Consider the following 24,136-nt stretch of genomic DNA (forward strand, 5'->3'; position numbering starts at 1 on the left):
GATGCGGAATATTGCCAGTCGAACGCATGCCGATCCATGGGGAGGCATTGACGGGTTGGGAAGGGAACTTCCAACGCAGGCAGAAACGGGGCCGATGCGTGAAGGCAGGTACGTAGGTTTATTTTATTTTCTCTGGCTGGGACAGCACGGAACGTCAGGCCCTTTTGATAACAGCGGAATTCTCGCTCAATATCCTGAAGCGGTACGGGATTCGGCCCACCCGGCTTGGGGACCGGAAAATTCATTTCACTTTTGGGGTGAGCCTTTGTATGGCTACTATTTGAATGACGATGCCTGGGTGCTTCGCAAACATGTTCAGCTTCTGACAAGTGCAGGCGTGGATTTTCTCGTGTTTGACACGACCAATGCCGTCACGTACAAGAAGGTATACGACGCATTGTTTCGCGTGCTGGACGAGATATCCGGTCAAGGTTTTACCGTACCGCAGTTTGCCTTTTACACGAATACGGATTCGGGAAAAACAATAGCGGAATTGTACGAAGATATATACAAACCGGAGCGCTATAAGCATCTATGGTTTCACTGGAAAGGCAAACCTTTGATCATTGGTGATCCGGCGGAATGCACGGAGGAACAGCGTGCGTTTTTCACCTTTCGCCGGAATCAATGGCCCAATGAAGAAGCGAAAGTGAACGGTTTTCCATGGATCGAATTTCAGCGGCCGCAGCGGGTGTTTTTTAATGATGAAGGGGAGAAGGAAGTGATCAGCGTTTCCGTTGCGCAGCATCCCAGTGTAGCCATGAGTGATACGCCCTTTTACGGGTACGGAAATAATTGGGGCAGGGGTTATTGCGAAGGGATGGAGAACTCGGAGGCTGATCTGCCCGAATCCATTCATCGGGGCATGAATATCGCCGAACAATGGGAGTTTGCTATGGCAGAGGACCCGCAGATCATTTTCGTTACGGGCTGGAACGAGTGGATCGCCATGCGCCTGCAAGGAACGCCGGACCGGCCTGTTTTGTTCGTCGATCAAGCTACGCTTGCATTCAGCCGGGATATCGAGCCGATGAAGGGCGGCTATCAAGATCATTATTATATGCAGCTGATCGGTTATATCCGCCGCTACAAGGGCATGTCCGTGCCGGTGGACAGCGGAACCTTCCTGGCTGCAGAGCCGGACTTTACGATATGGCCGTCTGTACCGGAGCTGTACAGGGACTTTGAAGGGGATACGATGCGCCGGGATCATGCCGGATACGGGCGTTTTTATTATTTTCAAGACACGGGCAGAAATGATTTCGTTACCCTGAAAGCCGCTCATACGGATCAATGTCTTTATTTTTACGCAAAAACGAAAGAAGCTATTACACCCTATACGGACCGTCACTGGATGATGCTCCTCATCCGTAACCGGAGAGACCATAACCCGGGATGGGAGGGGTACCACTATATTGTGAACAGGACCGTTTTAGATCGTGCAATAACGCAATTGGAACGCAGCAGAGGAGATTGGAATTGGGAGGTGTCCGCAGAGATCCGTTATTTCGTTTCTCGGAATGAAATGTATGTTGAACTCCCGCTTGCACTGCTTCGGGAGGAGGAAGCTCCGGAGGACCGGGCAAAAGGAATATGGATGGAGTTCAAGTGGGTGGACAATATGCAGAACGAAGGGGACATCGCAGACTTTTATCTGCACGGCGATACGGCGCCGGAAGGACGTTTGAACTTTGTGTACAGATCGGTCGACGAATCATAGATCATAAGCACTCATTTTCTGGATACTCGAGATCAGCACAAGCTGGAGGTAAAGCGATGAATAGACCAAGCTGGAAAGCGGAATGGATTTGGGCCGAGGGAACGGGGAATGAGAATAACGTATACGTGGAAGCGCGCCAATCTTTTGAACTGGCGCCACCCTTTACAAAATCGTTCGTACGGATTTCCGCCAACCAATCCTACAAGCTGTACATTAACGGCATCGAGGCGGGCAGAGGCCCCGCGCCATCCGACTTGTTATGGATGTCTTTCGATACGCACGACGTTACCGCATTGCTCCGGAACGGCCGGAACTGTATTGCGGTGGCCGCACACAATTTTGGTAAGGACAGAATCGTCACCGAGCAGCTGCAGGGGCCCGGCGGATTGATATGCCAGCTCGACGTTTACGGCGCTGACGACCAAGGGGCAATCCTGCTGACGGTTGCCAGCAGCTCCGAATGGAAATGCAGGCGGTCCACCCGGTGGAAAACGGGAGTAAGCCGCCTCCACATGTGGGGCGGATACCGGGAGTTGATGGATGTGTCCCGGGAAGACGGCTGGGAATGCGAAGATTATGACGATTCCTCCTGGCCGCCCGCGGAAGTGATCGCAGCAGCAGAGCAGGAGAATTCCCCCTGGCCCCGCCTGGTCGCGCGCGACATCCCGTACCTGAAGGAGAATCTGGTATCCCCGGTAACGGTGGTATCGGCCGAATCGTTTCTGGGATCCATTCAAGCCCCGAAAGCGCAATTAGCGGCTGATACGGAGGAAGGAAGGGGACCGGTGGTCATGGACGCTTCGATTCCCGGCTCTTTTCCCCAGATTACCTATGACTTTGGCGCGGAGATCGTCGGCTATCCGGAGCTTGAAGTCATCGCCGGGGAAGGGGGAGTTCTGCAGCTGTTTTATGGGGAGTCGCTGGAATTGGATTTGAGGGATACGTACCTCCTCCGCAAAGGCGTAAACAAGATCACTCCGTTCGGAAGGCGTGCATTTCGCTATCTTAAGGTGGGTGTCATGGCGACGCCCGTTCCCTTACGTATTTGTGACCTTCGAGTCCGTTTTGTTCATTATCCCTACAAAGACGGGGGGCATTTTCGCAGCAGCGATGATAAGCTGAACCGGATTTGGGAAATCGGCCGGTATACGACCATGGTCAACAGCCAGAACCATTTTGAGGATTGCCCCTATCGCGAAGGTGCGCTGTGGGTGGCCGACTCGGTTGTCATGGCCAAAGTGGTCTATCAAACGTTTAACGATCCCCGGCTCGTTCGGAAGTCATTGCTGCAGGCGGCGAAAATACAAAACAACGACGGTTCCATACCCGGCACCGGCCCGCAGCGGAACGCCTATTTGCTGCCCGATTTTTGTGCGCATTGGCTGTTTGGTATAGCCGAATATTACGATTATACGAAGGATCAGGCTTTTCTGGAGGAATTATGGCCGCATATCGTGAAGCTTGCCGCGTGGTTTGCGGAGCAGGAAGATGACGCCGGATTGTTTGCCGACGCAGATCGGGACGGCATGTGGTGCTTTATCGACTGGTCGGATGCAATCCACCGGGAGGATCGCGTAACCGCCGTCTCTTGCTTCTATTATAAATTTTTAAATACGGCTTCCGCATTGGCGTTTGAGCTGGGCGAAGAGGAGAGCGGGAATTCATTTACGCATAAAGCGGCGGAGCTTCGCCAGTCTGTCCGGAAACTGCTCCGGATACCGGACACGGCGATCTATGCGGACTGTTTGACCGGAGATGGCCTTTCCTCCAGTATCACGGCTCAGACCAATTTTGCGGCTGCCTGGTCGGGGATCATGGATGAAGAGGAAATTACCGTATTCTTGCAGGAGTATTACCTGAAAGAACGGCTTCCGCAAATTCGCGGGGCGTTCTTCTACCATATCGTGCTCGAGACCCTTTTCCGTTACGGCCATGCTGCGGATGCCGTACGCATCATCCGAAATTATTGGGGCGAGATGCTGGATCGGGGAGCCACAACCTGGTGGGAAACCTTTGATCCGAATCTCCCCTTTTCGACCACGCCAAGCCCCTACCTTGGGCATACGCCGACCTATTTGGAGGATGCCGTTCCTGTGAGTTTATGCCATGGCTGGGGAGCATCACCGACGTATTTGTTGAATAGGGAGCTGCTTGGAATTGATATTTCAAAGGCGGGGCTTGGGCAGGTTACGCTCCGTCCCAGCGCAGTGACGGAAGTCGAGTGGGCGGAAGGGTCAGTGGCAACCCCTTTTGGAAAAATCAGTGCGCAGTGGAAAAGGGATGAGGACGGGGTGTACTGCTTTGTGGCTCACATACCCGCGCAAATGACATGGAAGGCGCCAGGATTGCGCGACGTCACGGTTTCTATGGATCAGGATCATGTTCTTGTTCAAGGAATGATTCCTGTTCATGCGGCAGCACAAAAGCGGACCCCATTGGTCGATTGCAGCGGATAACCTCCGAATGAAGGATTTGAAATGTAAGGGCAGTCTCTCTTTCCGTCAGGATCAGAGACTGCCTTTTTGCTTGCAGGAGTGACAGGATTTAAAGTATACTTAACTCAATTTGGTAAGGAGTGATGGCTTCATGGATATGGAAAAATCGGACAAGACTCCGATGTATCAATATATAATGAACGATATTAAACGAAAGATTGCCTCCGGAGAACTCAGGCCGCATGATCCGCTCCCCACTCAGATTGAGCTGGCGAAAGAGTATAACACCAGTGAAATTACGTCCAGGCGGGCACTGTCGGATCTGGTTCAGGAAGGGTTCGTTTACAGGATCCGAGGGAAGGGGAGCTTCGTCCATGAGAACCCGGCTCAAGCCGATTCCAAAGGGCTGCGCACTCTATACTTTGCCCATCAGAATCATGAAGTGAGCATATTGAACCACCCGTTTTTTACGGATATGTTTGAAGGCATTAAAGAGGTATGTGATGAAAACGGCGTCGCCTTCCACATTTGGGATATCGGGGAACACTATGAGCTGCCCGAGGATCCAGGGGCCGGCATCATCCTCCTGACGGTTAAAGGGCATTTTGACTTTTCGCGTTTAACGGCTTGGCAGGAAGAGAATCGGCGCATCGTCACGGTGCATTTCTATTATCCGCATTTGGGTATTCCCTATGTCATTGCGGATAATCTGACAGGAGGATATCTGGCCACCCAGCATCTGATTTCTCAGGGGCATCAGCGAATAGGGGTTATTCTGACAGGCAGTTCGCTCCTGGAATTAAACCAGGATTTTTCCCTTCGCCTCCAAGGCTATAAGCTGGCGCTTACCCAGCATAATATTCCTTTCAATCCGGATCTGATCACCGTCATCGACGGTGATGACGAACGGGCGGAAATGGGGGAGGAAGGATTCAGAAGGCTGATGAATCTGCCGGAGCCGCCGACGGCGATATTCGCCACAAGCGACTATAAAGCTTTCGGTGCGATGAACGCGGCAAGAGAGTCCGGGATGAACATCCCCCAAGATATAAGCATTATCGGTTATGATGATGTGAAGCTCGGCGAGTATTCCTATCCAAGGCTCACCACGGTAAATCAGAATACACGAAAGATGGGAAAGAGGGCGGCGGAGATTTTGCTGTTTGAACTGGAGGAGGGGGTTACATCCTTGGTTAAAGACGAAATCGTCCCGACGCTGATCTTGCGCGACAGCACCGCTCCCTTACCAACGAGGCAGCGCATCAAGAATAATTAATTTCCAGGGCTCCCGGTTAACGGGAGCTTTTTTTGAAGAAGGAAGAGCGTGTTTCTCATTCATGTATCATCCTTATCCCACAAGCAAACTTCAGCTTTCCTCCGCGTGTTTCGAAAGAAAAACTGTTGCAATAGGCAAATTACTACAGTATACTTTGTTTATCAAAGTATACAAAATTTTTAACGTATACTTACAGCTGAAGTGTATTCATTCAAGCTTATTCTAATTGAAAGCGCTTCAGATCATGACCATTCGAAAATAGGGGAGATCAATGTGAACAAAAGGAAGGGATTTATCGTTCTCTTGAGTATTGTGATGCTCTTGGCTTTATTGTCGGCATGCACCAAAGCAGCTCCCACATCACCAGATAATCCAGGCACCGCAGAAACGAATCCAACGGGTGAGAATCAGGGTAAAGAAGAAGACGCCGGGAAGGATCCGGCCGCTTCGCAGCTGACAGGAAATATCAACATTTCCTTGCCGAATGCATCGGCGTCAGTATGGAATGCGGTTGCCGAAGCGTACATGAAGAAAAATCCGGGAGTGAAGGTCAAAGTCGACAACAAGCCGGCGGAAGGCTACAAGGAATGGCTGACGGCTCAATTTGCAGCAGGTGTGCCGGATGTTGACCTGGTTACGAATAACGAAGTCGGTGGACTAGTCAACAGCAAAAAATTTATGGACTTTTACCCTTATTTCGATAAGGTCAATCCTTATACGAACCAGCCCTGGCAGGACACCCTGGATCTGAAAGCCATGGGCATTAACCTCGAAGGTATTGGAGCCGAAGACCATTTGTACAACCTGAACTTTGAATCTGTGCAGATCGTATGGGTGTACAATAAGGAGATTTTCCAGAAGGTCGGCATTACGGAAGCTCCCAAAACGTTTAACGAGATGATCGACGCTTTCAATAAAATAAAAAAGGCCGGATATACGCCGCTGGCGCTCGGCGGAGACTCCAAATCGATGTGGAGCGGCCAGGCGGGATGGCTGGTGCGGATCTATGCCGATCAGTATATGCGCGATTATATTAACATCATCCGGTCCCAAGAACAGGACTATACTTACGTTCCCGAGCTTGACGAACAATGGAAATATGATCTGACGGATCCGTATAACGATTCCAACAGTAAAGTGACCAAAAACGAAATGCGGCTGTGGAAAGCCGTCAAAGACAAAGAAGGCCCCTTCAAAATTGCAGGCAATCCCCAATGGAAAGCTTACTCGGAAAATCTGAAAAAACTGTTCGATTATGTGCCGGACGGATTTTTCGGAGTGAAAGAGGACCAGGCCTACAATCTGTTCCTGACGGGAAAGGCGGCGACGATGTTAGGCACGCCGGCCTCTTACTGGCAGCTCCCCAAGGATTTCGCGGATGAAGAAAAGACGGGTGCCACAGGCGGGGTGAAGCCATTCGAATACGGATTTTTCAACATGCCCTCCATGGAAGGACCTGAGGTGATGGCCCCGGCCCGTACGATCCAGATTCCGATCGGATTCTACGGTTTCGTCAATAAAGATGCGAAACAAAATGAATTGAATGTGGATTTCATGATGTACCTGACGAGTCCGGAAGGTTACGCCGTATATTTGGATGCGATCCAGAATAGTGACGACGCTTCCCTCTCAGGCGCACCGGCCATTAAAGACATTACGCTCCCGGATGAGATGGCGGCGGCATTCGCCGACTTCAAACCGATTGGAAATACCGAAGGCTATACCAGCGCCGCGAACAACCTGGCTCGCGGAATGTGGGATTACCAGCCGTCCGTGCAGGATTGGGTAGGGCTCGTACAGCGGTACTTCAGCGGTAAGCTGACAACGGATCAATATTTGGAGCAGCTGCAGGCGAATATCGATAAATATATGGAACCTGCCATGAAGGAAGCTAAAAAAGAACTCTCCGACTTGGATCACCCTGAGCGGCGTCCGCCGCAGCGTTAATCACTATTTCACTCGGGTCTGCACATGCATTTGCATGTGCAGACCACGCATGATTACCCGAGGGAAGCTGGCAATTCGTAAGGACGACGGATAAAAAGGGAGGTTCATCATGAGGAAAGCCCCATGGATATTTCTTGCACTGATCCTGCTTCTAGGGCTTGTCCCGGGCGCAGCACTTGCCAAAGACAACTGGTCCATTGAAGGAGCGGGGAATATCACCTCCCTCTCCGTATCGGAGGATGGGAGCCGCGTGGCCGTCGGAGGTCATAACGCGAAGGCATTTCTTTACGATTCCGAAGGTAATCCCATCTATCAGGTTGAAGCGGGAAATGTCGTTACAGGGGTAGCGCTCCTGAGTAATGGCACGCTTCTGGTTTCATCGGATGACAGACACCTGTACGCTTATGACGAGAAGGGAGGAAAGCTGTGGGATTCGGACCTGAAGCGCCAGGTCAAGAGCTTGGCCGCATCGCAGGACGGATCCGCCATCGTTCTCGTTACCCAGCGCAGCAAAGATCTGATCGTTGTGGATCAAAATAGCGGAAAACAGACAGGCAGTGTACCCATCGGTTCCCTGTTGAAGGAAGTGAGCGTATCGGCCAACGGGCAGTGGATCGTTGCCGCGACAAGCGATCAATTCGCCTATCTTCTGGACAAGGACGGCAGCGTGCTGTATAAATTCAGCGCGGATAATCAAATCCAGGCGGTGGCCGTTTCAGAGAATGGCTTGGCTGCTGTGGGTACGGCTTCCAATAAGGTGGAATTGTTTGATCAGAAAGGGAGTACTTACGGCTCGATTAACACGCGTGACATTGTGACCGATGTTGCCTTTTCAAACGATGGTGAACGGCTCGGCGTCTCGGATTTATCCGGTAACTACTATATTTTCGACGGGCACGGAAAGCAGCTGTGGGAGTCAAAGATCACGGGGGAAGGCCGGGGCGTCCAGTTTGACCGGGAGGGCAAGACGCTGTATTCCGGCACCAACGACGGAAGGATTTTTAAATACGATGTAGGCAGTGTCATCGATAAAGCGGCAAGCAAGGCACGCTTAAACGCTATATTGTGGTCTGCAGCCGGCGTCTTGGCGGTCGTCCTCATTCTGCTGTACTTGAATTACCTGAAGAAGCGCAGCCGGCTCGGTATTTTCCGCCAGATATGGAAAAGCAAATACATCTACCTGGGCTTGGCACCGACGTTTATTCTGGTGTTCGTGTTTCTCTATTACCCGGCTGTTTCGGGCTTATTCCATTCTTTATACGACTGGCAGCCAGGCGGCAGGACCACTTTTGTCGGATTGGCCAATTTTGAGCGAATGATTCATGATCCTTATGTCATTAAGGGGATGGGGAACCTGCTCATTCTGATCATCACCGGGCTGATCAAAGCAATCATCCCTGCACTGATCACCGCCGAGTTGATATTCCATTTACGCAGTAAACGTCTGCAATACGGTTTTCGGACCGCGTTTACCGCATCCATGGTTATTCCGGGTGTTGCCCTGCTTTTGATTTGGCAAAACCTGTATGATCCCAACGTGGGTCTGATCAATAACGTATTGGAACTGATCGGGCTTGGTTCTTGGGGGCATGGTTGGCTTGGCGACCCCAATACCGCCTTGTGGGCTATTATTTTTATCGGGTTCCCGTTTATAGGCATCCTGCAGCTGTTGGTGTTTTATGCGGGGCTGCTGTCCATTCCGAACGAGCTGATTGAGTCAGCAAAAATAGATGGGGCCAATCTTTGGCGGATTATCCGGTCCATTCATTTGCCGCTGCTGAGCGGCCAGTTCAAGTTCTTGATCATTTTAACCCTCATCGGCATTATCCAGGACTTTAACGGCATCATGATCGTTACGGGCGGTGGTCCCATGGACTCGACTTATGTACCCGCACTTCAGATGTATTATGCCGCCACCAAGTTCAACGATCTCGGTTATGCATCGGCGCTCGGTGTAAGTATGTTCCTGGTGATCCTTGCCATTACGGTTGTAAACATGAAGCTTATTAAAACAGAAGATTAAGGAAGGAGGAGAGGGATCGATGTATACCGAAACGGATACAGCCGCTGAAAGCGTTGGCCCCGTGAGAAAGCTCAGAAAAAGCGAAGGCCGGTTCATCAAATATCTCAGTTTCCCTCAAATCGCCATCATCGTAGTGCTGTGCTTGCTGGTTATTCTGATGCTGGTGCCCATTCTGTTCATGATCGTCAGCTCCTTAAAAAGCAATGCGCAAATTCTCGGCAATTTCTGGGGGCTGCCTTCTCCGGCCAAATGGAATAATTACGGCGCTGCGTTCACCAGTATTTGGCGCTATATGGTAAACTCCATCTTGTATGCGGTCGGAGCCAGTGCATGTGTCATTCTGCTCTCCTCCATTTCAGGATATATATTCGCCAAAAAAAGCTTTCCCGGCAAAGAACTGCTGTTTATGATGATGCTGGCCATGATGATGATTCCGGGTGTGCTGACGCTGATTCCCTCGTATGTCCTGTATAATAACCTGGGACTTACGAATACACCTTGGGTGATCATTATTGCCGGCGCAGCAGGGGGGCAAATCTTCGGAACCTTCTTGTGCAGGAGTTTTATGTCGGGCATCCCCAGCGAGCTGTTTGAGGCGGCCCGGATTGATGGAGCATCGGAAATTCGTGTATTTTTTCAAATCGTCATCCCGTTGTCGCTGCCGATCCTGGCGACCTTGTTCATTATGCAGGCCGTTGGTGTGTATAATGATTACATTTGGCCGCTGCTTACGATCAGGGACAGCAGTCTTCAGGTGGTTGCCGTTGGCCTGACCGTCTTTACGAAACAGTTCGGCATCACCGATATGGGCACTCAGTTTTCGGCATACGCCATTTCCTCTATTCCGTTAATTTTGATCTTCTCTTTCGGCATGAAATATTACATTCAGGGCATGACGCAGGGGGCTCTGAAAATGTAGAGTGAGCTGGCCCAACGGATTGGAGTCATCATGATCTTAGGCGGGCGAGTCTGCCTGATAGAGTACAAAAAGCAGCCGTTCAGGTTGAACGGATCTAGTGCGGTTCAAAGCTGGACGGCTGCCAAATCGCGGTGGAAGTTTATGTATTCGGCGATACGTATAGCATTACAGAGGTAGGGTGGAATGATTGCGGATGCGTGAGCAAGCAAGGAAGAAGACTGCCGGTTAATCGGCAGTCTTCTTGTTCGCAAGGATCATTTGGATAAAAAGAAGAGGTTTATCTTATGACAAGTTCTTACTCCCTTGGCTCCGAGAGGTTATATACCCCAAACTCATAAAAGGAATATCCATAATCAGTGGCTCTTTCAATGCCCTGAAATTTAACGTATCTGGCTTTAACGGGGGCAAAACGAACCGTTTCTTTGCCGTCATGAGCGGTTATGATGCCATCATTGTCCAGGATCACGCTGGTCCAGTTCTGCTGGTCGTCGGAGACAAGGATCTTGTACGTTTTGGCGCGGGCGAGTTCCCACTCGATTCGGACCGTATCGAAAACTTTGGCTTCGCCCAGATCGACCTGGAACCAGCTGTCATTCACGTAATTGCTCGCCCATCTTGTCGAAGAAAACCCATCGACGGCATATTTGGGCGCCAAAGTCGAAACGGAGCCTTCAACAGAAGAGGCGGTTACACTTTTATTTTCCGCCAGGTTACCGGCAAGATAATATACCTCTTCTTTCAGCGAGGCATAAGCCGTATCCGATACGATATGATCCGCAGCCAGTTGATCCAGCTTTGCATTAAAACCTCTAAGGAATTTATCATACTGCACGGCATTCTTTTCTTCAAAACGCTTCATCTGGTCCAGCTGCGCGTTCAACGAGCGGGGGGCTCCGGGTGTCGTGAACTGCTTTTGCTCGGCAAAGAGGTTCACATGAGCCTTCATGGTGTCAGCGGTCGACGCCGCCTGGATCGTATAAGTCGTTGTCTTGGATTTGGCAGCCGCCACGGTAATAGCCAGTTGATGCTTCCCCGGCATCCCCTTCAGATCAATCGTCGTTCCCGGGGTGTAGGGTTTGCCGTCGAAAGTGGCCGTTACTCTCGTTAATCCGCTGTCGTCGTCTTGGACTTCCCACGTGAATGCAACCGTTTCGGTATCCGGAACGACCGCATCGCCTTTTAATGTTTGACCATTGATAAATACGTCTGCTTCAGGCGGCGTACTATTATGAATGACGTATGTTCCGTTCACATATTGATACAGCCAGTCATACATGAGGCGCAGGCCGGGATCTTTGCTTACCGCCAAATTATAAACCGCATTATTTCCCTGGTAATAAGCTCTAAAACCCGTTTGCATCAAACCGGTTGCGGCGCCGCTGTTCAGGTAGTCGATATAACGCTCACGGAATATGCCGTCCTGCAGCATCCGGTCATCAAATTCGACTTCATTCGACATTCCGTACCGCTTTGCAGTATCAGCGGCATCCTCCAGCAGGTCTTGATCCAGGCCGCCAAAGAAATAGTTTGGTTGAAGAGCCGAGGCATCAAATCCTACATCTTTCCACATATAGCTTTTATAAGCTAAAGAGTGGGGGATCCAGAAAAATTTCAGATTCATGTCATGGACTTTGCCGCTCACGGCTTTAATCAGGTCGGGTCCCGCCTCGCTTGTGCTGATTTGTTCTTCCAGCCAGTACATGCCGACAAGCTCCAGATTGGAATAATTCGCGGCCTGCCATCTTTGGCGGACCTGATCCAGCCACCACTGAACCGCTATTTGCCTGTTTTCGAGGGCTTTTTCTTGTCCGACGACGGAGGCATTGAAGCTTAACGATTCCCCTGATCCATCCACATCGCCAAAATCGTTTAAAGACTCCCCGGGATTCGGAATCATGAGCACAACATTCTCTTTATAATCAGGTTGGTTCAGCTTGGCCCCGACTTCTCTGGTCGCCTCATTCAACTGCTGCATATCTCCCGCAGCCGCAAAGGTTTTATCCAAATACCAGGTCCAGTCCTTCAGATTTGTTTGCCCAAGACCGAAATCCCGGCCGGCAGGGGAAGCCAGCCCCAGGTATAAAACTCCGTCAAAAAGCCAATCGGTAGGTTCCCCAGACTGATCCACATAACTGATGTTCGGGATAATCCGTTCCTTGGTCCAATCCCCCAAACCGTCCGCATACTGTCCGTTATACAGCAGATTCAGATTCCGGATTCCGCCTGTAGCTTCACCCGGCTCCAAAAAATGGGGCTGCTCGGCGGGAACCTTTACCGCCCCGTCAATCTTTCCGTTCATACCCATAATTTCAATTTCGTCAATGTACTCCCAATGGGTAGGATGCATCGTGAAAATGACTTTTACATAGCGGGCATAGGCCAGCTTGCCGTCCGCATTCCCGCCTTGGATTCCGTCCCGGCTGCCGTCCCACGCAAACGTTTCCTGCCTTGGTGGTCCTTCTCCCCAGAGCAGTTGGGTGGCATGATGGGAGAGAAGGCCCCAATTCTCCTTGTCGTCCGAAACATACATCGATACCGTCAGAGGCACGAGGATCGAGTTGGCAGGGTAATCCTGAAGAAAATGGGCGGTTATTTTTCCGATCGACTTATCCTCACCCAAATCGAACACAACTTCGCGCGCTTTGCCGCGAACATGTCCTACCCAAGCCGGGTCATTCATATCCAATTGTCCATATTTTCCATCTGTAAGCTTGTTCCCATCGTCCGGATGCGACGCTTCCGGTGCTTCGGACCATTCATAAGGGAGTCCCAGGGCAAGATTACGAAGCTTCGGCTGCTCCGCATCTAATGATACCGCGGGGTCATTCGCTGCGGAAACCTCCTTTGCCTGCACCGTCGGAACCAGCTTGCCCGCTTGGGCTGCCGGAACCAGTGACACCATCATGACCGCAGCCATTACGACAGCAGCACATCTTTTATACCAGCTCATCAAGTCCAGCTCCTTTTCCATTGTTGAGTAAAGAAACCGCATCAAACTTTGATTGGCACTCCCTTCAGACCAAGTTTATTTCATCACCACCTTTCTCCGATTCCATTTGATGGGTGTAAGTCATGGGGACACTCTTCCGCATGATTGATGGTAATTGGGGCCATATATTCCAGGCAAGCAACATTTTTTGATGGCTTCGCAATATTTTCGTAACTCTGTTGGGAAGGGAATTTCATTGTCATTTTGTGTGTCGGTGTATTTTGGTTTGGATAAGCTCGCATCCAAGAAATCTATCATTCTCGTGAATAGAATACATCATAGATTTCGAGGAGGTGAGATCGATGCCGAAAAAACCACGCGTGAAGCAAGGGGACGACTTGATGATCGTTGCCGATGCCTATACGTTGTACTCACAAAACATTTCATTAAATACGGACGCATTCAGAGCGGCCGTACGTACAAGGAATGCACAAGCCGTCCGAAATATTCTCGGACTCCCCAGACCTTCTTCCATCTCGTTCTTTACAGCTCAAGACGGGAGACGTTGTGTCAACATTGTTTTTTCTTCAGGAACAACATCAGGAAGATTAACGATCTGTGTGCCTCGCCAATAAAATTTAAGCATAGAAACTCCCAGCCCTCATGCTTGGAGTTTTTGTGCTATGGTGTTAACCTGTGTTGCCGGAATGAATAAACGGCTATTTAACTATGGAGAATAATCTATAAAGTCACATAGGAGGGGGTAGAGGGGAATGAGGAGGAGATTTTGGGTTGTATGGATATTGCTTCTTATGCTGGCCTTTAGTTTAGGAACGAGCTGCCTTGCGGTGGAGGCCGATCACCCAGATGAGGACTCTAGAGAGTTACAGTATCAAGACATGCTGATGCTGTTTCTATTACCATATATAGAAGAACGGCTGCCGGATATTTACGGGCCGTTATTGACGGTTACTCCATTGTTATATCCGTATATGGCGGAAGTGCGAATTATGCGGATGTATTAAGATCATGATCGCTATGCGCCGTCTATCCAGACGGTTTTTTTATATCTGTTATGCAAAGCGAACTAAGGCTTAGAAGGATATGAATCCAGGCTGGCGAACTCCTCACTAACCCAAAATGTTAATAAGAAAAATTCATGATGAAATAGGGGGCGTTTGAGGAGTATGAAAACGATTCGCAGCATGTTCGAACAGTTGTATTGGGCCGACAAGCGCATGCTGGATGCGCTGGAAGCTGAAGGGGACGGGGAATCCGGGGCCGAAGCGGTCCGGCTGCTAAGTCATACCCTGCGTGCGGAACAGGTGTGGTTCACCCGGCTGCAGGGACAGGACAGCAACCACCTGCCGCTTTGGCCAAACGACAGTCTGGATGACTGTAAACGTCTTGCGCAAGAGATGAGGGAAGCCTTCACCGCATATCTCGCTGAGCTAACCGCCGAACGACTGGACGATGTGTTAACTTATAGGAACCAGTTCGGGAGGTCGTATCAGACATCCGTTCGAGACATTTTGACTCATCTTGCCCTGCATGGCCAGTATCACAGGGGGCAAGTCAACATGAAGCTCCGCAGCGCCGGCATGGAGCCGGTTAACGTGGATTATATTACATTTGTGCGCCAGCAGGGGCAGTAATCCCCCGTTCTCTCATAAGCGAAAAAGTCATAACCACAGATTGTGGCTATGACTTTTTTTGGATGACCGGTGCTCCAGTTCGTACGCTAGAAGATATGCCCCAGCTTGTCGGGGTTTCGAACGATATAGATGTTGTGGATCTTCCCATCTTCAAAGTGAAAGAGCAGCACTCCATTGACTGCGCTGTCCTCCGAACGAAGTAATATGGCAGCTTCTCCATTGACTTTGCCCATCTCGACAGTCACTCCTTCGCCAAACATGGCTGCTTTACGCATACCACCAAGAAGGTAGCGGCCGACCCGTTCACGGGAGACCACGGGATGGACCGTTGCAACCACTTTGCCGCCACCATCGGCAACCAGCACGACATCCTGGTCCAGCAGCGATAAAAGCTGATCCATGTTCCCTTTCTTCAGCGCTCCCATAAATCCATGAACCCACTGCTGGCTCTCAGGGTGAAGATGAACGGGCTCATCGGATATCCGTCCCATCTTTGCGCTCGCACGGCTGAACATTTTCCGGCAGCTCACCTCGCTTTTTTCCATCAGCTCGGCGATCTCATTGTAGTTGAACCCCAGCGCCTCGCGGAGAATGAACACAGCACGCTCGGAGGTCGTCAGATGTTCAAGCAGTACAAGCATTCCGTAAGAAAGGAGATCATCCCTTTCCAATGCTTCCGCTGAATCGTCGTTTAACGTGAGAAAGGGCTCCGGAAGCCATTCACCGTAATATTCCTCCCTTTGTTTTCGTGCCGATTTCATCATGTCCTTGCAGTGATTGGTGACCATTTTGCACAAAAAAGCCTTGGGCTGCGTTAATTTCTCCCGCGGGACACCATGTACCTTAACGAAAACATCCTGAACGGCGTCCTCCGCATCGGAAACCGAACCTGTCAATTGATAAGCAAGCTTGAATAACAGCTTCTTGTACTGCATGTAAAGATCCTGCATCCGACTTGCTCCTTCCGCAGCTGATTTTCTATCTTCACCATAAAGGAATTTGGATCTTTAGGCAATTTCTACCGCCACTCGACGATTTCATCGAGGCGCTGCCTGGTTTTGGGACGTTTGGGATCCTCCTGCCGGTATCCGAAAGCGACCATACAGGATACGCCGAAATCGCCGGCGCCGATGATACCTTCGTTTTGTAAAATAGTTGTCACCTGCTTTTTGTCAAAACCTTCGATCGGACTGGAGTCAATGCCGATTTGAGCCGCGGCTGTCATCATGTTTGCCAGGGCGATATAGGTTTGTTTGCTGGCCCATTCAAACAGGAGACGGTCATTATCGTCGAGCTCCGTTTCGATGAAGGTTTTATAGAAACCGGAAACCCGCTGCGCCACGTCATCGGGCATACGCTGGATGTCTTTCAGCATTTTAATGACATGAGCCGAATTATGCCTTAAGCCTTGTCTGGCCAAGATCACAACAAAATGGCTGGCCGTAGGAAGCTGTCCCAGGGCACCGCCCGTGACAGGTTTTAATTTTTCGCGAAGCGCTGCATCCTGGATCACGACGAACTTCCAAGGCTCAAGGCCAACCGAACTCGGAGACAATCTCCCTGCCTCCAAAATAAAGAGGAAATCCTCATCCGATATTTTTTGGTTGACATCAAATACGTGGCATGCATGTCTGAATTGAAAAGCCTTTATAATTTCTTCTTTTTTACTCTCCGCTGCGATCATATGGATCAACCTTTCTTTGTCGTTTACACATATAACGAGGGAAGGCTGCGATGTGTGACCTCCGTAGAATCACGGCCCTTGGTTCATTTACAATGCGGAAGAACTGTGCTAAGTTTATTTTCGTATCAACAAGTGGTATATAGTTTCATTCTGTGAAACAAACAAACAACGACCGCGGACAATTGGATTCGGAGTACTAAAGATGATTTAAGGAGGAGAGAGTCTATGATGGATGAGTCGATGAAAAACCAGGTAAAACAGCAGTTTTCCCGGAATGCCGAAAAGTACGTGACGAGCGCAATCCATGCCAAAGGCGAGGATTTGGCCTGGCTCGTGTCATGCGCCAAAGCCAATGGAGAGATGAATGTGCTCGATATCGCGACAGGGGGAGGGCATGTGGCCAATGCGCTCGCGCCGCTGGTTCGGCAGGTAACGGCCTGCGATTTGACCCGTGAAATGCTGGCGGCTGCAGAACGCTTTATTGGCGGCAATGGACACACGAACGTAAGCTACATCACGGGAGACGCGGAGCAGCTTCCTTTTGAAGATGAATCCTTCGATCTGGTGACCTGCCGAATCGCCGCGCACCATTTCACGGATGTTCCGGCGTTTGCCGCGGAAGCCCTGCGGGTTGCCAAGCCTGGAGGGAAACTGCTCTTCATAGACAACGTAGCTCCCGAGCAGGATTCTTTGGATCTGTTTTATAATGATATCGAAAGGTTACGGGACGCGAGCCATGTCCGGGCATGGAAGAAATCGGAGTGGATCCATTTGCTCGAAAGCACCGGCTTCCGCATCGAGATGGCCGTCTGCTTCCCGAAACCGTTCCGGTTCCAGGATTGGTGTGAGCGGGCCGGTCTGCCGCAAGCGGAGAGAGATGCCTTGGAGAACAAGATGCTGCAGTCTGAAGAAGACGTACGCCGGTTTTTCTCAATATTTTCTGATGAAAACGGCAGGCTTTCAGGCTTTTCCGGAGAATCCTTCTATATTCAGGCTGTCCGGGTGGAGTAACAGGCGGGCATCTGCTGCCGGAGCGACTGTCACGCCTTGCCTTACCGATAACGGATGGGTCGGCCGTCGCTGCGTAACCGGGAGAAAAGGGGATTATGCAGCGGCCCGGCTAATAATCCGGAATTTGAAACAGAAAACCCAAGGAGGTCGTTAATCTGAAAGCAGTAATTCAATATGTGCTGCTTGGAGCTGCGGTGTTTGTTGCAGGATTGATCGTTATTCTACTTCTTACCAGTTCTGATATGGATGCGGAGCTGACCTATGTTGCGGCTATTGCATACGCACTGTTGTACTTAGCAAGTGTCATATCTGTTTGTACCGCGGTTATCGTTCATAAGATCAATCAATTAACAAAACAAGGATCCGATTCATCTAACGGGTTATGAAGCACCGGCAAGTACCGGACCCCAGGAATGATAAAATGTATATCATCAGGCAGGAAATGGGGAAAGGACGGATAAATGATGTAATAGCGCACATAAAATGAATCGGATCGTCAATTGCCGATTGTTTATGTATGCGCTTGCAGAATAACCGACCACATTAAGGAGGTTAAAAAAGCAATGGAGCAGCAGGTACAAAGCGAAACGAAGAAAACGAGGGGCGGCCGGACATACGGTATTATCGACTGCGACGTACATCCGTCTCCCAGAAACACGGACGAAATCCGGTTTTACATGTCCCAGCCGTGGAAGGACCGGTATCACGGAAGCACGCGCGGCTTTTTCGGCAATCCGGTTCACGGAGCGCGTCTGGACGCGACGCCTCCAGGAGGCGGCCCCACCGGCTCCGATCCAGATTTCCTGCGGGAGCAGCTCATCGACAAATACGGCCACGCGTATGCGATTTTGCTGCCGCGCGCCTTCTGCAATCTTCAACCTGACCCTGATTTCGGAACCGCAATCGCCGCCGCGTTCAACGATTGGCTGGCCGACACCTGGCTCGGCAAGTACAACCATGACGGCGTGTTCAAAGGATCGATTACGGTCAACCATCAGGATCCGCAGGCTGCCGCTCGGGAAATCGAGCGATGGGCCGGACACCCGCATTTCGTCCAGGTTATGACCGATTCCGGTGCTAGAGCCCCTTTCGGACAACGGCAGTATTACCCCATCTACGAGGCATGCGAACGCCACGGCCTCCCCTTCGCCATCCATCCGGGCACGGACGGCATGGGCATCAACGTCCAGCCTTCTCCCGGTTACCCCACCCATTACATTGAATGGCACACCTGTCTTTCCCTGGGCTTTCAGGCTCATCTCGTTAGCTTCCTCACAGAAGGCGTGTTCGAACGCTTCCCGAATTTCAAGATCGTGCTGACCGAGGGCGGTGTCGCATGGCTGCCCGGATTGATGTGGCGCCTCAACGCGGAGTATAAGGCGCTGCGGTACGAAGTGCCGTGGATGAAACGCCGCCCGAGCGACTACCTGCGGGATCACGTCCGGATCTCCTCCCAACCGCTGGAGCGTCCTGATGATGACCGCGAGCTGCTGCAGATGCTGGACATGATGGACGCGAAGCACATTCTGATGTTCGCGAGCGATTATCCGCATTGGGATTTCGATTCGCCTACGCAAACCTTTCCGCGGCTGCCCGAAGAGATGCACCGGCGGATTTTCTACGAAAATGCCCGCGAACTGTATAATCTATAACGAATTCGGTTGGGAGGAAGGCGAGGAATGGGAAGACATGTAATCGGAGCCGCGGCGGATCTGCCTCCGGGCAAGAACAAGATTGTGACGGTCGAAGGCCGTTCCGTCGGCGTGTTTAACGTAAACGGCAGCTATTATGCGCTAAAGAACGCCTGCCCCCATCAAGGCGCTCCGCTGTGCATGGGCCGGGTGACCGGGATGACCCTGCCGTCCGAGCCGGGACAGTATTTATATGGAAGGGACGGCGAGATTTTGCGGTGTCCGTGGCACGGCTGGGAGTTTGACATTACGAACGGCAAGTCGATCTTTGATCCGCATAAATGCCTGGTGAAGACTTACAAGGTGGCCGTCGAAGAGGAGAGTATCGAGGAAGAGAGCCCTTCCGTTGAAACTTACGAGGTCAAAGTGGAGGATGCAAAGATCGTCGTCTATATTTAATACACGGTACGAACCCGGGCTGAAGGTGTTAGTCGCAGCGGCCGGCAATTGTGGGACCTTGGCAAACATTTCGCCGTATGCGATGATGGGTTCATATATTCGCTCGGGAAGGGGAATTGAAGGAAATGAAATGCGCAATTTTGGACGATTATCAACGGGTTGCCTTATCGATGACGGATTGGTCGGCCTTAGCTGAGCGTGTCGAGCTCCGCGTTTTCGACCAACATTTCGGTGACGAGGAGGAGCTGGCCGCTGCGATCGAAGATTGTGAGATCATCGTCATTATGAGGGAGCGGACGCCGTTCCGGGAATCGCTGTTCCGGCGTCTGCCGCACCTGAAGCTGCTGGTCACGACGGGCATGCGCAACGCCTCGGTCGATCTGGCCGCAGCTGCGGAACAAGGCGTCGTCGTCTGCGGGACGCGGGGCGGCGGCGAAGGGACGACCGAGCTGACCTGGGCGCTCATTCTCGGTCTCGCGAGAAGGCTGGTGCAGGAGAACGAAGCGCTGCGCAGCGGTGGAGCCTGGCAGAGCACGATCGGCGTAGACCTGATCGGCAAGCGGTTAGGGCTGCTCGGCCTCGGTCATATCGGGAGCAACGTCGCGCGCATCGGGCAAGCGTTCGGCATGGAGGTGATGGCTTGGAGCCAAAACTTGACCGCCGACAAAGCCGCCGCCGCCGGCGTGAAGCTCGCATCGTCGAAAGACGAGCTGCTGGAGAGCAGCGACTTTATCTCCATCCATCTCGTGCTCGGTGACCGCACGAGAGGATTGATCGGCTCGCGGGAGCTTGGACTCATGCGTCCGTCCGCCTACCTCATCAACACCTCGCGGGCGCCGATCGTCGACCGGGAGGCGCTGATTGAGGCTTTGCGCAGCGGCCGCATCGCCGGAGCCGGCCTGGACGTCTTCGAGCAGGAGCCGTTGCCTGCGGACGACCCGCTCCGCACGATGCCAAACGTGCTGGCCACGCCGCATATCGGTTACGTGACCGAAACGTCCTACCGCGCCTTCTTCCGCGGCATTGTCGAGGCGATCGAAGCGTACCTGAAAGGCTCGCCCGTGAATGTACTTGGCTAACGACGGCTCTATAATCATCGGTAAGAAGCTGAATAAGATTTCAACCGATATGCCAATAAGCCGGGCCTCCTTTTTAGGGGGCCTTTTTGTGTGGTGAACATCGTTTTTGTCCTCGCAAAGACATACCGCTGTCTAAAATCTAGCATTTAAAAAATAGTCATTTAAACGTTCATATTCGCCTTTCCTCTCTTTCTCTTGCCTTCATAGTATGTTGGTATATTACAAGATTGGAGGAATGAACAGATGGCAGTTAGTCCTAGTCCGCTTTGTAGACAATTCGCTTCCATTTTGAAGGCGACCCCGCAGGTTATTAACGGTGTTTGTACGGCTTCATCGGTCAGAAACAACATTAAGCCAAGAATTTTAGGTAAAAGAACCAAATCATTTCTGGCCATCCCGCAGGCTTTTTCCTTTGAAAATATTGGCCGTGACGGGAGAGCCTTGTGCCTTGGCGAAACCGTTATTTTAACCGCAGAAATCAATCCTTTTATTTCCCGACTTCGCAGTCATGGCATCAAGGTAACGGCGCTTCATAACCACTGGTTGTTTACGAACCCTAATATTTGGTATATTCACTTCGAAAAAAACGCGAAACCGTTAACTTTCGCAAGAGACGTTCGGGATGCGCTCGATGTCCTGACAACGAAAACCGTTCGGCCTGTTATGATCAAAAAATAAATCAGGTCAAAAAGGTCCGCCAAAGGCGGATCTTTTTTGTTTCCGCTCTGAGCGATCATCACAAATACGGGTGCCAATGAAGAGTTCGAAGAGATCACGTCCCGATGTGTAGATGCATCCGCGAAGGGTTGCAGCGCACATTGGTGGGAATTCTCCTGATGTGTTAAAATTTCTCGTGTTTGTTCAATGATATGAGCTTGCCGAATAGCAAGCTGGCGTAGGAGGGTTCGAACATGAAAATATGGATCGTCGGCGCATCGGGTACGCTTGGAACGGCGGTTCGCCGTGAATTGGAGCCAAGCCATGAGATCATTACGGCCGGACGCAAAGGGGCCGACGTCACCGTCGATATGTCGGTGCCTGAAAGCATCATCGCCATGTATGATGCCGTCGGCAAGGTCGATGCGGTGATATGTACCGCCGGACAAGCTTACTTCGGTCCGCTTAAGGAGTTAACACCGGAGCATAATGAAATCGCGGTCTTAGGGAAGCTGAAAGGACAAATCAACCTTGTGCTGCTGGGGTTGGACCATGTGCATGATCGGGGAAGCTTTACCTTGACAACCGGTATTATTATGGACAATCCCATTGTCGGCGGCATCTCATCAGCGATGGCGGGAGGAGCCATCAAAGCCTTTGTACAGTCGGCAGCCATTGAAATGCCAAGAGGAATCCGCATCAACCATGTCAGCCCGAACGTACTGGAGGAGTCCATGGATACCTATGGACCTTATTTCTCCGGCTTTGAGCCTATACCAGCTAGAAGAGCTGCCCTAGCGTTCCGTAAAAGCGTGGAAGGTGCCCAAACCGGACAAACTTATACGGTCTATTGATAGGACGACCGGAGCGAGTGTTGTTATCCGTGAAGTCGAAGCTCGCTTAAACGAATTTAGCTGTTAGCGAACAAGAGCTTTGGCAGATATGCAGAGCCAGTGGTTGGAGGATATCCAACCACTGGCTGTTTTTATGAAGTTTCACGCTTTCTTTATTACCTTGACAGTAACCGAAGGTTGGAAAATCGAACGATAAAAAGCCGGGCCCTACTTCCCCGCTTGGACTTTGGTATAAGTCTGAACGAAAATGCCGTCCCCTTCCTGCCATTCGGCGATCAGAACTTCTTTATCATCGGTTACGTGATGCGATTCCAGCTGCGTTCTCAACCAGGATTCGTCAAATCCGAGATCCTTGATTTCGTCCCACAAAACCTTTCCGTCGCGGATGATCGTCACGGGAACGTATACCGGTTTGTCCGGCAGATTCAAGTCCTCCCCGGTCGTTTTCTGATACTTGGATTTTTTTAAAATGCTGAGGGAGCCGTCGGCCTCCAAATAGCAGAAGGCGACTTCCCGAATCGAAAAGGTCTCGCTCTGGCGGAGCAAGCTTTGCAGCTGGTTTATGTTCATCCGGTTTTTCTTCAGCTCCTGAAGATCCAGGACGCCGTTTTTAATCAATGCAGAAGGTTTGCCTTCGAATATCCCCCGGAAAAACAGCGATTTTTGCCCCAGGTATTCGATAACGACAAGCAGCACACCCCATAGGCAGATGGAATAGACGATATAAGGCAGCCCGACTTTCGGTTCATACAAGGCGTTTCCGAGCAGCTCCCCAAACACGATGGAGGCGATGAAAGTGAAAGGGGTAATTTGTTTTATGATTTTTCTTCCGGCAAATCTCACGATCACAAACAATAAAAAAAATCCGACGATTAGTTTGAGGGTTATAGGCCCTAAATGAATTTCCGGCATATCATTAACCTCGCTGCGGTTTCTATTTTGGATTACATTCTATGTATGCCCATATTGTGCTCGATATTTACTATCGACGCCTCATGCAGAACGCAGCAGAATAGAACCGGCATGACGCCGGTTCTTTGGCTAAAGTTATCAGAACGTGTCTGCAAAAAACTTATGCTTAACACGGTCCTGGCTACAGTCTGCTTATCGTCAGCAATCTTCTGCCCCTGAACCATATGGCAGTGCCGGTCCCCCACAGGATCAGGGCGGATCCAAGGCCGACAACGGACATATAAGCATTAATGTGAGCCGCACCCAACCTGGCTTCCACAGGCAGGAACAGCAGCGCTGCGAGCGCCAGCATACAAAGTAACGCCCCGGTTAGATGATAAAACTTGACCCGGAACAAAGAGGCTAGCGGAAAAAAGTGAATTCCGACAATCAGAGCGGTCACGATCGGAATCAACGCGGTGCGGCCGGCGGCATTGCAGACGGCAACCGCAATGGCGATCGCAGCCCCTTCTGCCGCAAAAATGATATTGAAACGGATGGCGATCCGTTTTCCGGGCCTGGCATCAGTAACCTCGCTTTGATCCTTGATCTTTCGTGACGCACGGATCAGCGAGGCACCGCCGATGAACAGCACAATCCCAACGGCGACGGCTGCGGCCAACCACAAGGGAGCTGCTAATTCCTGCAATCCCATGATGCCGGTATATGCCCACAGCGTACCGAATAAGGCCATGAAAAAAACGCCGCTTGCCGTTCCGCGTATGGCGGAACTATGGATAGTGCTAGATGGTTTTTTCATCATTTATAACTCCTCCGAATTCGATATGATCTTCTCTGGATTCATCATATCAAACGGACCGAAACCTTCGGTATTCACGGTTGTCATGACTTTGATGTGACAGTTGTCATCATTTGCACAGTGTTCAAACGCTGCGATAATTCGGC

General features: G+C 51.0%; 20 protein-coding genes. 15 read left to right on the top strand and 5 right to left on the bottom strand.

Translation table 11 applies throughout. The features are described 5' to 3' along the window. The first annotated feature begins 1 nt into the window (after position 1). From FHS19_RS00830 to FHS19_RS00855, 6 genes are all read left to right on the top strand, one after another. Positions 2–1,720, top strand: a complete 1,719-nt coding sequence (locus FHS19_RS00830) for a hypothetical protein (protein ID WP_183577309.1) — start codon at positions 2–4, stop codon at positions 1,718–1,720. 56 nt (positions 1,721–1,776) lie between these two features. Then, the gene (locus tag FHS19_RS00835) at positions 1,777–4,176 is read left to right on the top strand and encodes an alpha-L-rhamnosidase-related protein (protein ID WP_183577311.1); all 2,400 of its coding nucleotides are present in this window, start codon (positions 1,777–1,779) and stop codon (positions 4,174–4,176) included. A gap of 130 nt (positions 4,177–4,306) precedes the next feature. Next, a complete protein-coding gene (locus FHS19_RS00840; RefSeq protein ID WP_183577314.1) occupies positions 4,307–5,431 on the top strand; it encodes a GntR family transcriptional regulator in 1,125 nt (374 codons plus the stop codon). 273 nt (positions 5,432–5,704) lie between these two features. Beyond that, entirely contained in the window at positions 5,705–7,378 is a 1,674-nt protein-coding gene (locus FHS19_RS00845; RefSeq protein ID WP_312887133.1) for an ABC transporter substrate-binding protein, read from the top strand. Between the two features lie 109 nt (positions 7,379–7,487). Continuing rightward, positions 7,488–9,401, top strand: coding sequence for a DUF5711 family protein (locus FHS19_RS00850; protein ID WP_183577318.1), 1,914 nt, complete (start codon positions 7,488–7,490; stop codon positions 9,399–9,401). 19 nt (positions 9,402–9,420) lie between these two features. Beyond that, positions 9,421–10,320 (top strand): carbohydrate ABC transporter permease, encoded by a 900-nt coding sequence (locus tag FHS19_RS00855; RefSeq protein WP_183577321.1) that lies wholly within the window; start codon positions 9,421–9,423, stop codon positions 10,318–10,320. Positions 10,321–10,615: 295 nt separating this feature from the next. Here FHS19_RS00855 and FHS19_RS00860 read toward each other — a convergent pair whose 3' ends face one another. Next, a complete protein-coding gene (locus tag FHS19_RS00860) occupies positions 10,616–13,270 on the bottom strand; it encodes a DUF4855 domain-containing protein (RefSeq protein ID WP_183577324.1) in 2,655 nt (884 codons plus the stop codon). 341 nt (positions 13,271–13,611) lie between these two features. Here FHS19_RS00860 and FHS19_RS00865 point away from each other — a divergent pair, with 341 nt between their 5' ends. The 3 genes from FHS19_RS00865 to FHS19_RS00875 all read left to right on the top strand — a co-directional run bounded on the left by FHS19_RS00865 (position 13,612) and on the right by FHS19_RS00875 (position 14,904). Continuing rightward, entirely contained in the window at positions 13,612–13,884 is a 273-nt protein-coding gene (locus FHS19_RS00865) for a hypothetical protein (protein ID WP_183577327.1), read from the top strand. A gap of 138 nt (positions 13,885–14,022) precedes the next feature. Then, complete coding sequence (locus tag FHS19_RS00870; RefSeq protein ID WP_183577330.1) at positions 14,023–14,274, top strand: hypothetical protein; 252 nt, start codon at positions 14,023–14,025, stop codon at positions 14,272–14,274. 162 nt (positions 14,275–14,436) lie between these two features. Then, positions 14,437–14,904, top strand: coding sequence for a DinB family protein (locus tag FHS19_RS00875; protein WP_183577333.1), 468 nt, complete (start codon positions 14,437–14,439; stop codon positions 14,902–14,904). An 86-nt stretch (positions 14,905–14,990) separates the two neighbouring features. On the opposite strand, the gene sigJ is transcribed toward FHS19_RS00875, so the two are convergent. Both sigJ and FHS19_RS00885 read right to left on the bottom strand, forming a co-directional pair. Further along, complete coding sequence (sigJ, locus tag FHS19_RS00880) at positions 14,991–15,854, bottom strand: RNA polymerase sigma factor SigJ (RefSeq protein WP_183577336.1); 864 nt, start codon at positions 15,852–15,854, stop codon at positions 14,991–14,993. 68 nt (positions 15,855–15,922) lie between these two features. Next, positions 15,923–16,588: an NAD(P)H-dependent oxidoreductase gene (locus FHS19_RS00885; protein ID WP_183577339.1), complete on the bottom strand. Its 666-nt coding sequence runs from the start codon at positions 16,586–16,588 to the stop codon at positions 15,923–15,925. A 228-nt stretch (positions 16,589–16,816) separates the two neighbouring features. Here FHS19_RS00885 and FHS19_RS00890 point away from each other — a divergent pair, with 228 nt between their 5' ends. The 6 genes from FHS19_RS00890 (at position 16,817) to FHS19_RS00915 (ending at position 22,279) form a co-directional block, all read left to right on the top strand. Beyond that, the gene (locus tag FHS19_RS00890) at positions 16,817–17,599 is read left to right on the top strand and encodes a class I SAM-dependent methyltransferase (protein ID WP_246426467.1); all 783 of its coding nucleotides are present in this window, start codon (positions 16,817–16,819) and stop codon (positions 17,597–17,599) included. A gap of 563 nt (positions 17,600–18,162) precedes the next feature. Continuing rightward, positions 18,163–19,251, top strand: coding sequence for an amidohydrolase family protein (locus tag FHS19_RS00895; RefSeq protein WP_183577345.1), 1,089 nt, complete (start codon positions 18,163–18,165; stop codon positions 19,249–19,251). A 27-nt stretch (positions 19,252–19,278) separates the two neighbouring features. Continuing rightward, the gene (locus FHS19_RS00900; RefSeq protein ID WP_183577348.1) at positions 19,279–19,689 is read left to right on the top strand and encodes a Rieske (2Fe-2S) protein; all 411 of its coding nucleotides are present in this window, start codon (positions 19,279–19,281) and stop codon (positions 19,687–19,689) included. A gap of 125 nt (positions 19,690–19,814) precedes the next feature. Then, positions 19,815–20,768: a D-2-hydroxyacid dehydrogenase family protein gene (locus tag FHS19_RS00905; protein WP_183577351.1), complete on the top strand. Its 954-nt coding sequence runs from the start codon at positions 19,815–19,817 to the stop codon at positions 20,766–20,768. Positions 20,769–21,011: 243 nt separating this feature from the next. Further along, positions 21,012–21,446: a DUF1259 domain-containing protein gene (locus FHS19_RS00910; protein WP_183577354.1), complete on the top strand. Its 435-nt coding sequence runs from the start codon at positions 21,012–21,014 to the stop codon at positions 21,444–21,446. 233 nt (positions 21,447–21,679) lie between these two features. Next, the gene (locus FHS19_RS00915; RefSeq protein WP_183577357.1) at positions 21,680–22,279 is read left to right on the top strand and encodes a short chain dehydrogenase; all 600 of its coding nucleotides are present in this window, start codon (positions 21,680–21,682) and stop codon (positions 22,277–22,279) included. Positions 22,280–22,486: 207 nt separating this feature from the next. On the opposite strand, the gene FHS19_RS00920 is transcribed toward FHS19_RS00915, so the two are convergent. Then, a complete protein-coding gene (locus FHS19_RS00920) occupies positions 22,487–23,191 on the bottom strand; it encodes a DUF421 domain-containing protein (RefSeq protein WP_183577360.1) in 705 nt (234 codons plus the stop codon). 181 nt (positions 23,192–23,372) lie between these two features. Continuing rightward, positions 23,373–23,993 (bottom strand): hypothetical protein, encoded by a 621-nt coding sequence (locus FHS19_RS00925; protein ID WP_246426390.1) that lies wholly within the window; start codon positions 23,991–23,993, stop codon positions 23,373–23,375. Positions 23,994–24,136: the final 143 nt, after the last annotated feature.

Source organism: Paenibacillus rhizosphaerae (genome assembly GCF_014192015.1).
In the GTDB taxonomy this organism is placed as follows: domain Bacteria; phylum Bacillota; class Bacilli; order Paenibacillales; family Paenibacillaceae; genus Paenibacillus_AQ; species Paenibacillus_AQ rhizosphaerae.

Bases quoted from the DNA above. Each gene is read 5' to 3' on its own strand.
- FHS19_RS00830 (WP_183577309.1), top strand. From the start codon at position 2: ATGCGGAATATTGCCAGTCGAACGCATGCCGATCCATGGGGAGGCATT.
- FHS19_RS00835 (WP_183577311.1), top strand. From the start codon at position 1,777: ATGAATAGACCAAGCTGGAAAGCGGAATGGATTTGGGCCGAGGGAACG.
- FHS19_RS00840 (WP_183577314.1), top strand. From the start codon at position 4,307: ATGGATATGGAAAAATCGGACAAGACTCCGATGTATCAATATATAATG.
- FHS19_RS00850 (WP_183577318.1), top strand. From the start codon at position 7,488: ATGAGGAAAGCCCCATGGATATTTCTTGCACTGATCCTGCTTCTAGGG.
- FHS19_RS00855 (WP_183577321.1), top strand. From the start codon at position 9,421: ATGTATACCGAAACGGATACAGCCGCTGAAAGCGTTGGCCCCGTGAGA.
- FHS19_RS00860 (WP_183577324.1), bottom strand. From the start codon at position 13,270: ATGAGCTGGTATAAAAGATGTGCTGCTGTCGTAATGGCTGCGGTCATG.
- FHS19_RS00865 (WP_183577327.1), top strand. From the start codon at position 13,612: ATGCCGAAAAAACCACGCGTGAAGCAAGGGGACGACTTGATGATCGTT.
- FHS19_RS00870 (WP_183577330.1), top strand. From the start codon at position 14,023: ATGAGGAGGAGATTTTGGGTTGTATGGATATTGCTTCTTATGCTGGCC.
- FHS19_RS00875 (WP_183577333.1), top strand. From the start codon at position 14,437: ATGAAAACGATTCGCAGCATGTTCGAACAGTTGTATTGGGCCGACAAG.
- sigJ (WP_183577336.1), bottom strand. From the start codon at position 15,854: ATGCAGGATCTTTACATGCAGTACAAGAAGCTGTTATTCAAGCTTGCT.
- FHS19_RS00885 (WP_183577339.1), bottom strand. From the start codon at position 16,588: ATGATCGCAGCGGAGAGTAAAAAAGAAGAAATTATAAAGGCTTTTCAA.
- FHS19_RS00890 (WP_246426467.1), top strand. From the start codon at position 16,817: ATGGATGAGTCGATGAAAAACCAGGTAAAACAGCAGTTTTCCCGGAAT.
- FHS19_RS00895 (WP_183577345.1), top strand. From the start codon at position 18,163: ATGGAGCAGCAGGTACAAAGCGAAACGAAGAAAACGAGGGGCGGCCGG.
- FHS19_RS00900 (WP_183577348.1), top strand. From the start codon at position 19,279: ATGGGAAGACATGTAATCGGAGCCGCGGCGGATCTGCCTCCGGGCAAG.
- FHS19_RS00905 (WP_183577351.1), top strand. From the start codon at position 19,815: ATGAAATGCGCAATTTTGGACGATTATCAACGGGTTGCCTTATCGATG.
- FHS19_RS00910 (WP_183577354.1), top strand. From the start codon at position 21,012: ATGGCAGTTAGTCCTAGTCCGCTTTGTAGACAATTCGCTTCCATTTTG.
- FHS19_RS00915 (WP_183577357.1), top strand. From the start codon at position 21,680: ATGAAAATATGGATCGTCGGCGCATCGGGTACGCTTGGAACGGCGGTT.
- FHS19_RS00920 (WP_183577360.1), bottom strand. From the start codon at position 23,191: ATGCCGGAAATTCATTTAGGGCCTATAACCCTCAAACTAATCGTCGGA.
- FHS19_RS00925 (WP_246426390.1), bottom strand. From the start codon at position 23,993: ATGATGAAAAAACCATCTAGCACTATCCATAGTTCCGCCATACGCGGA.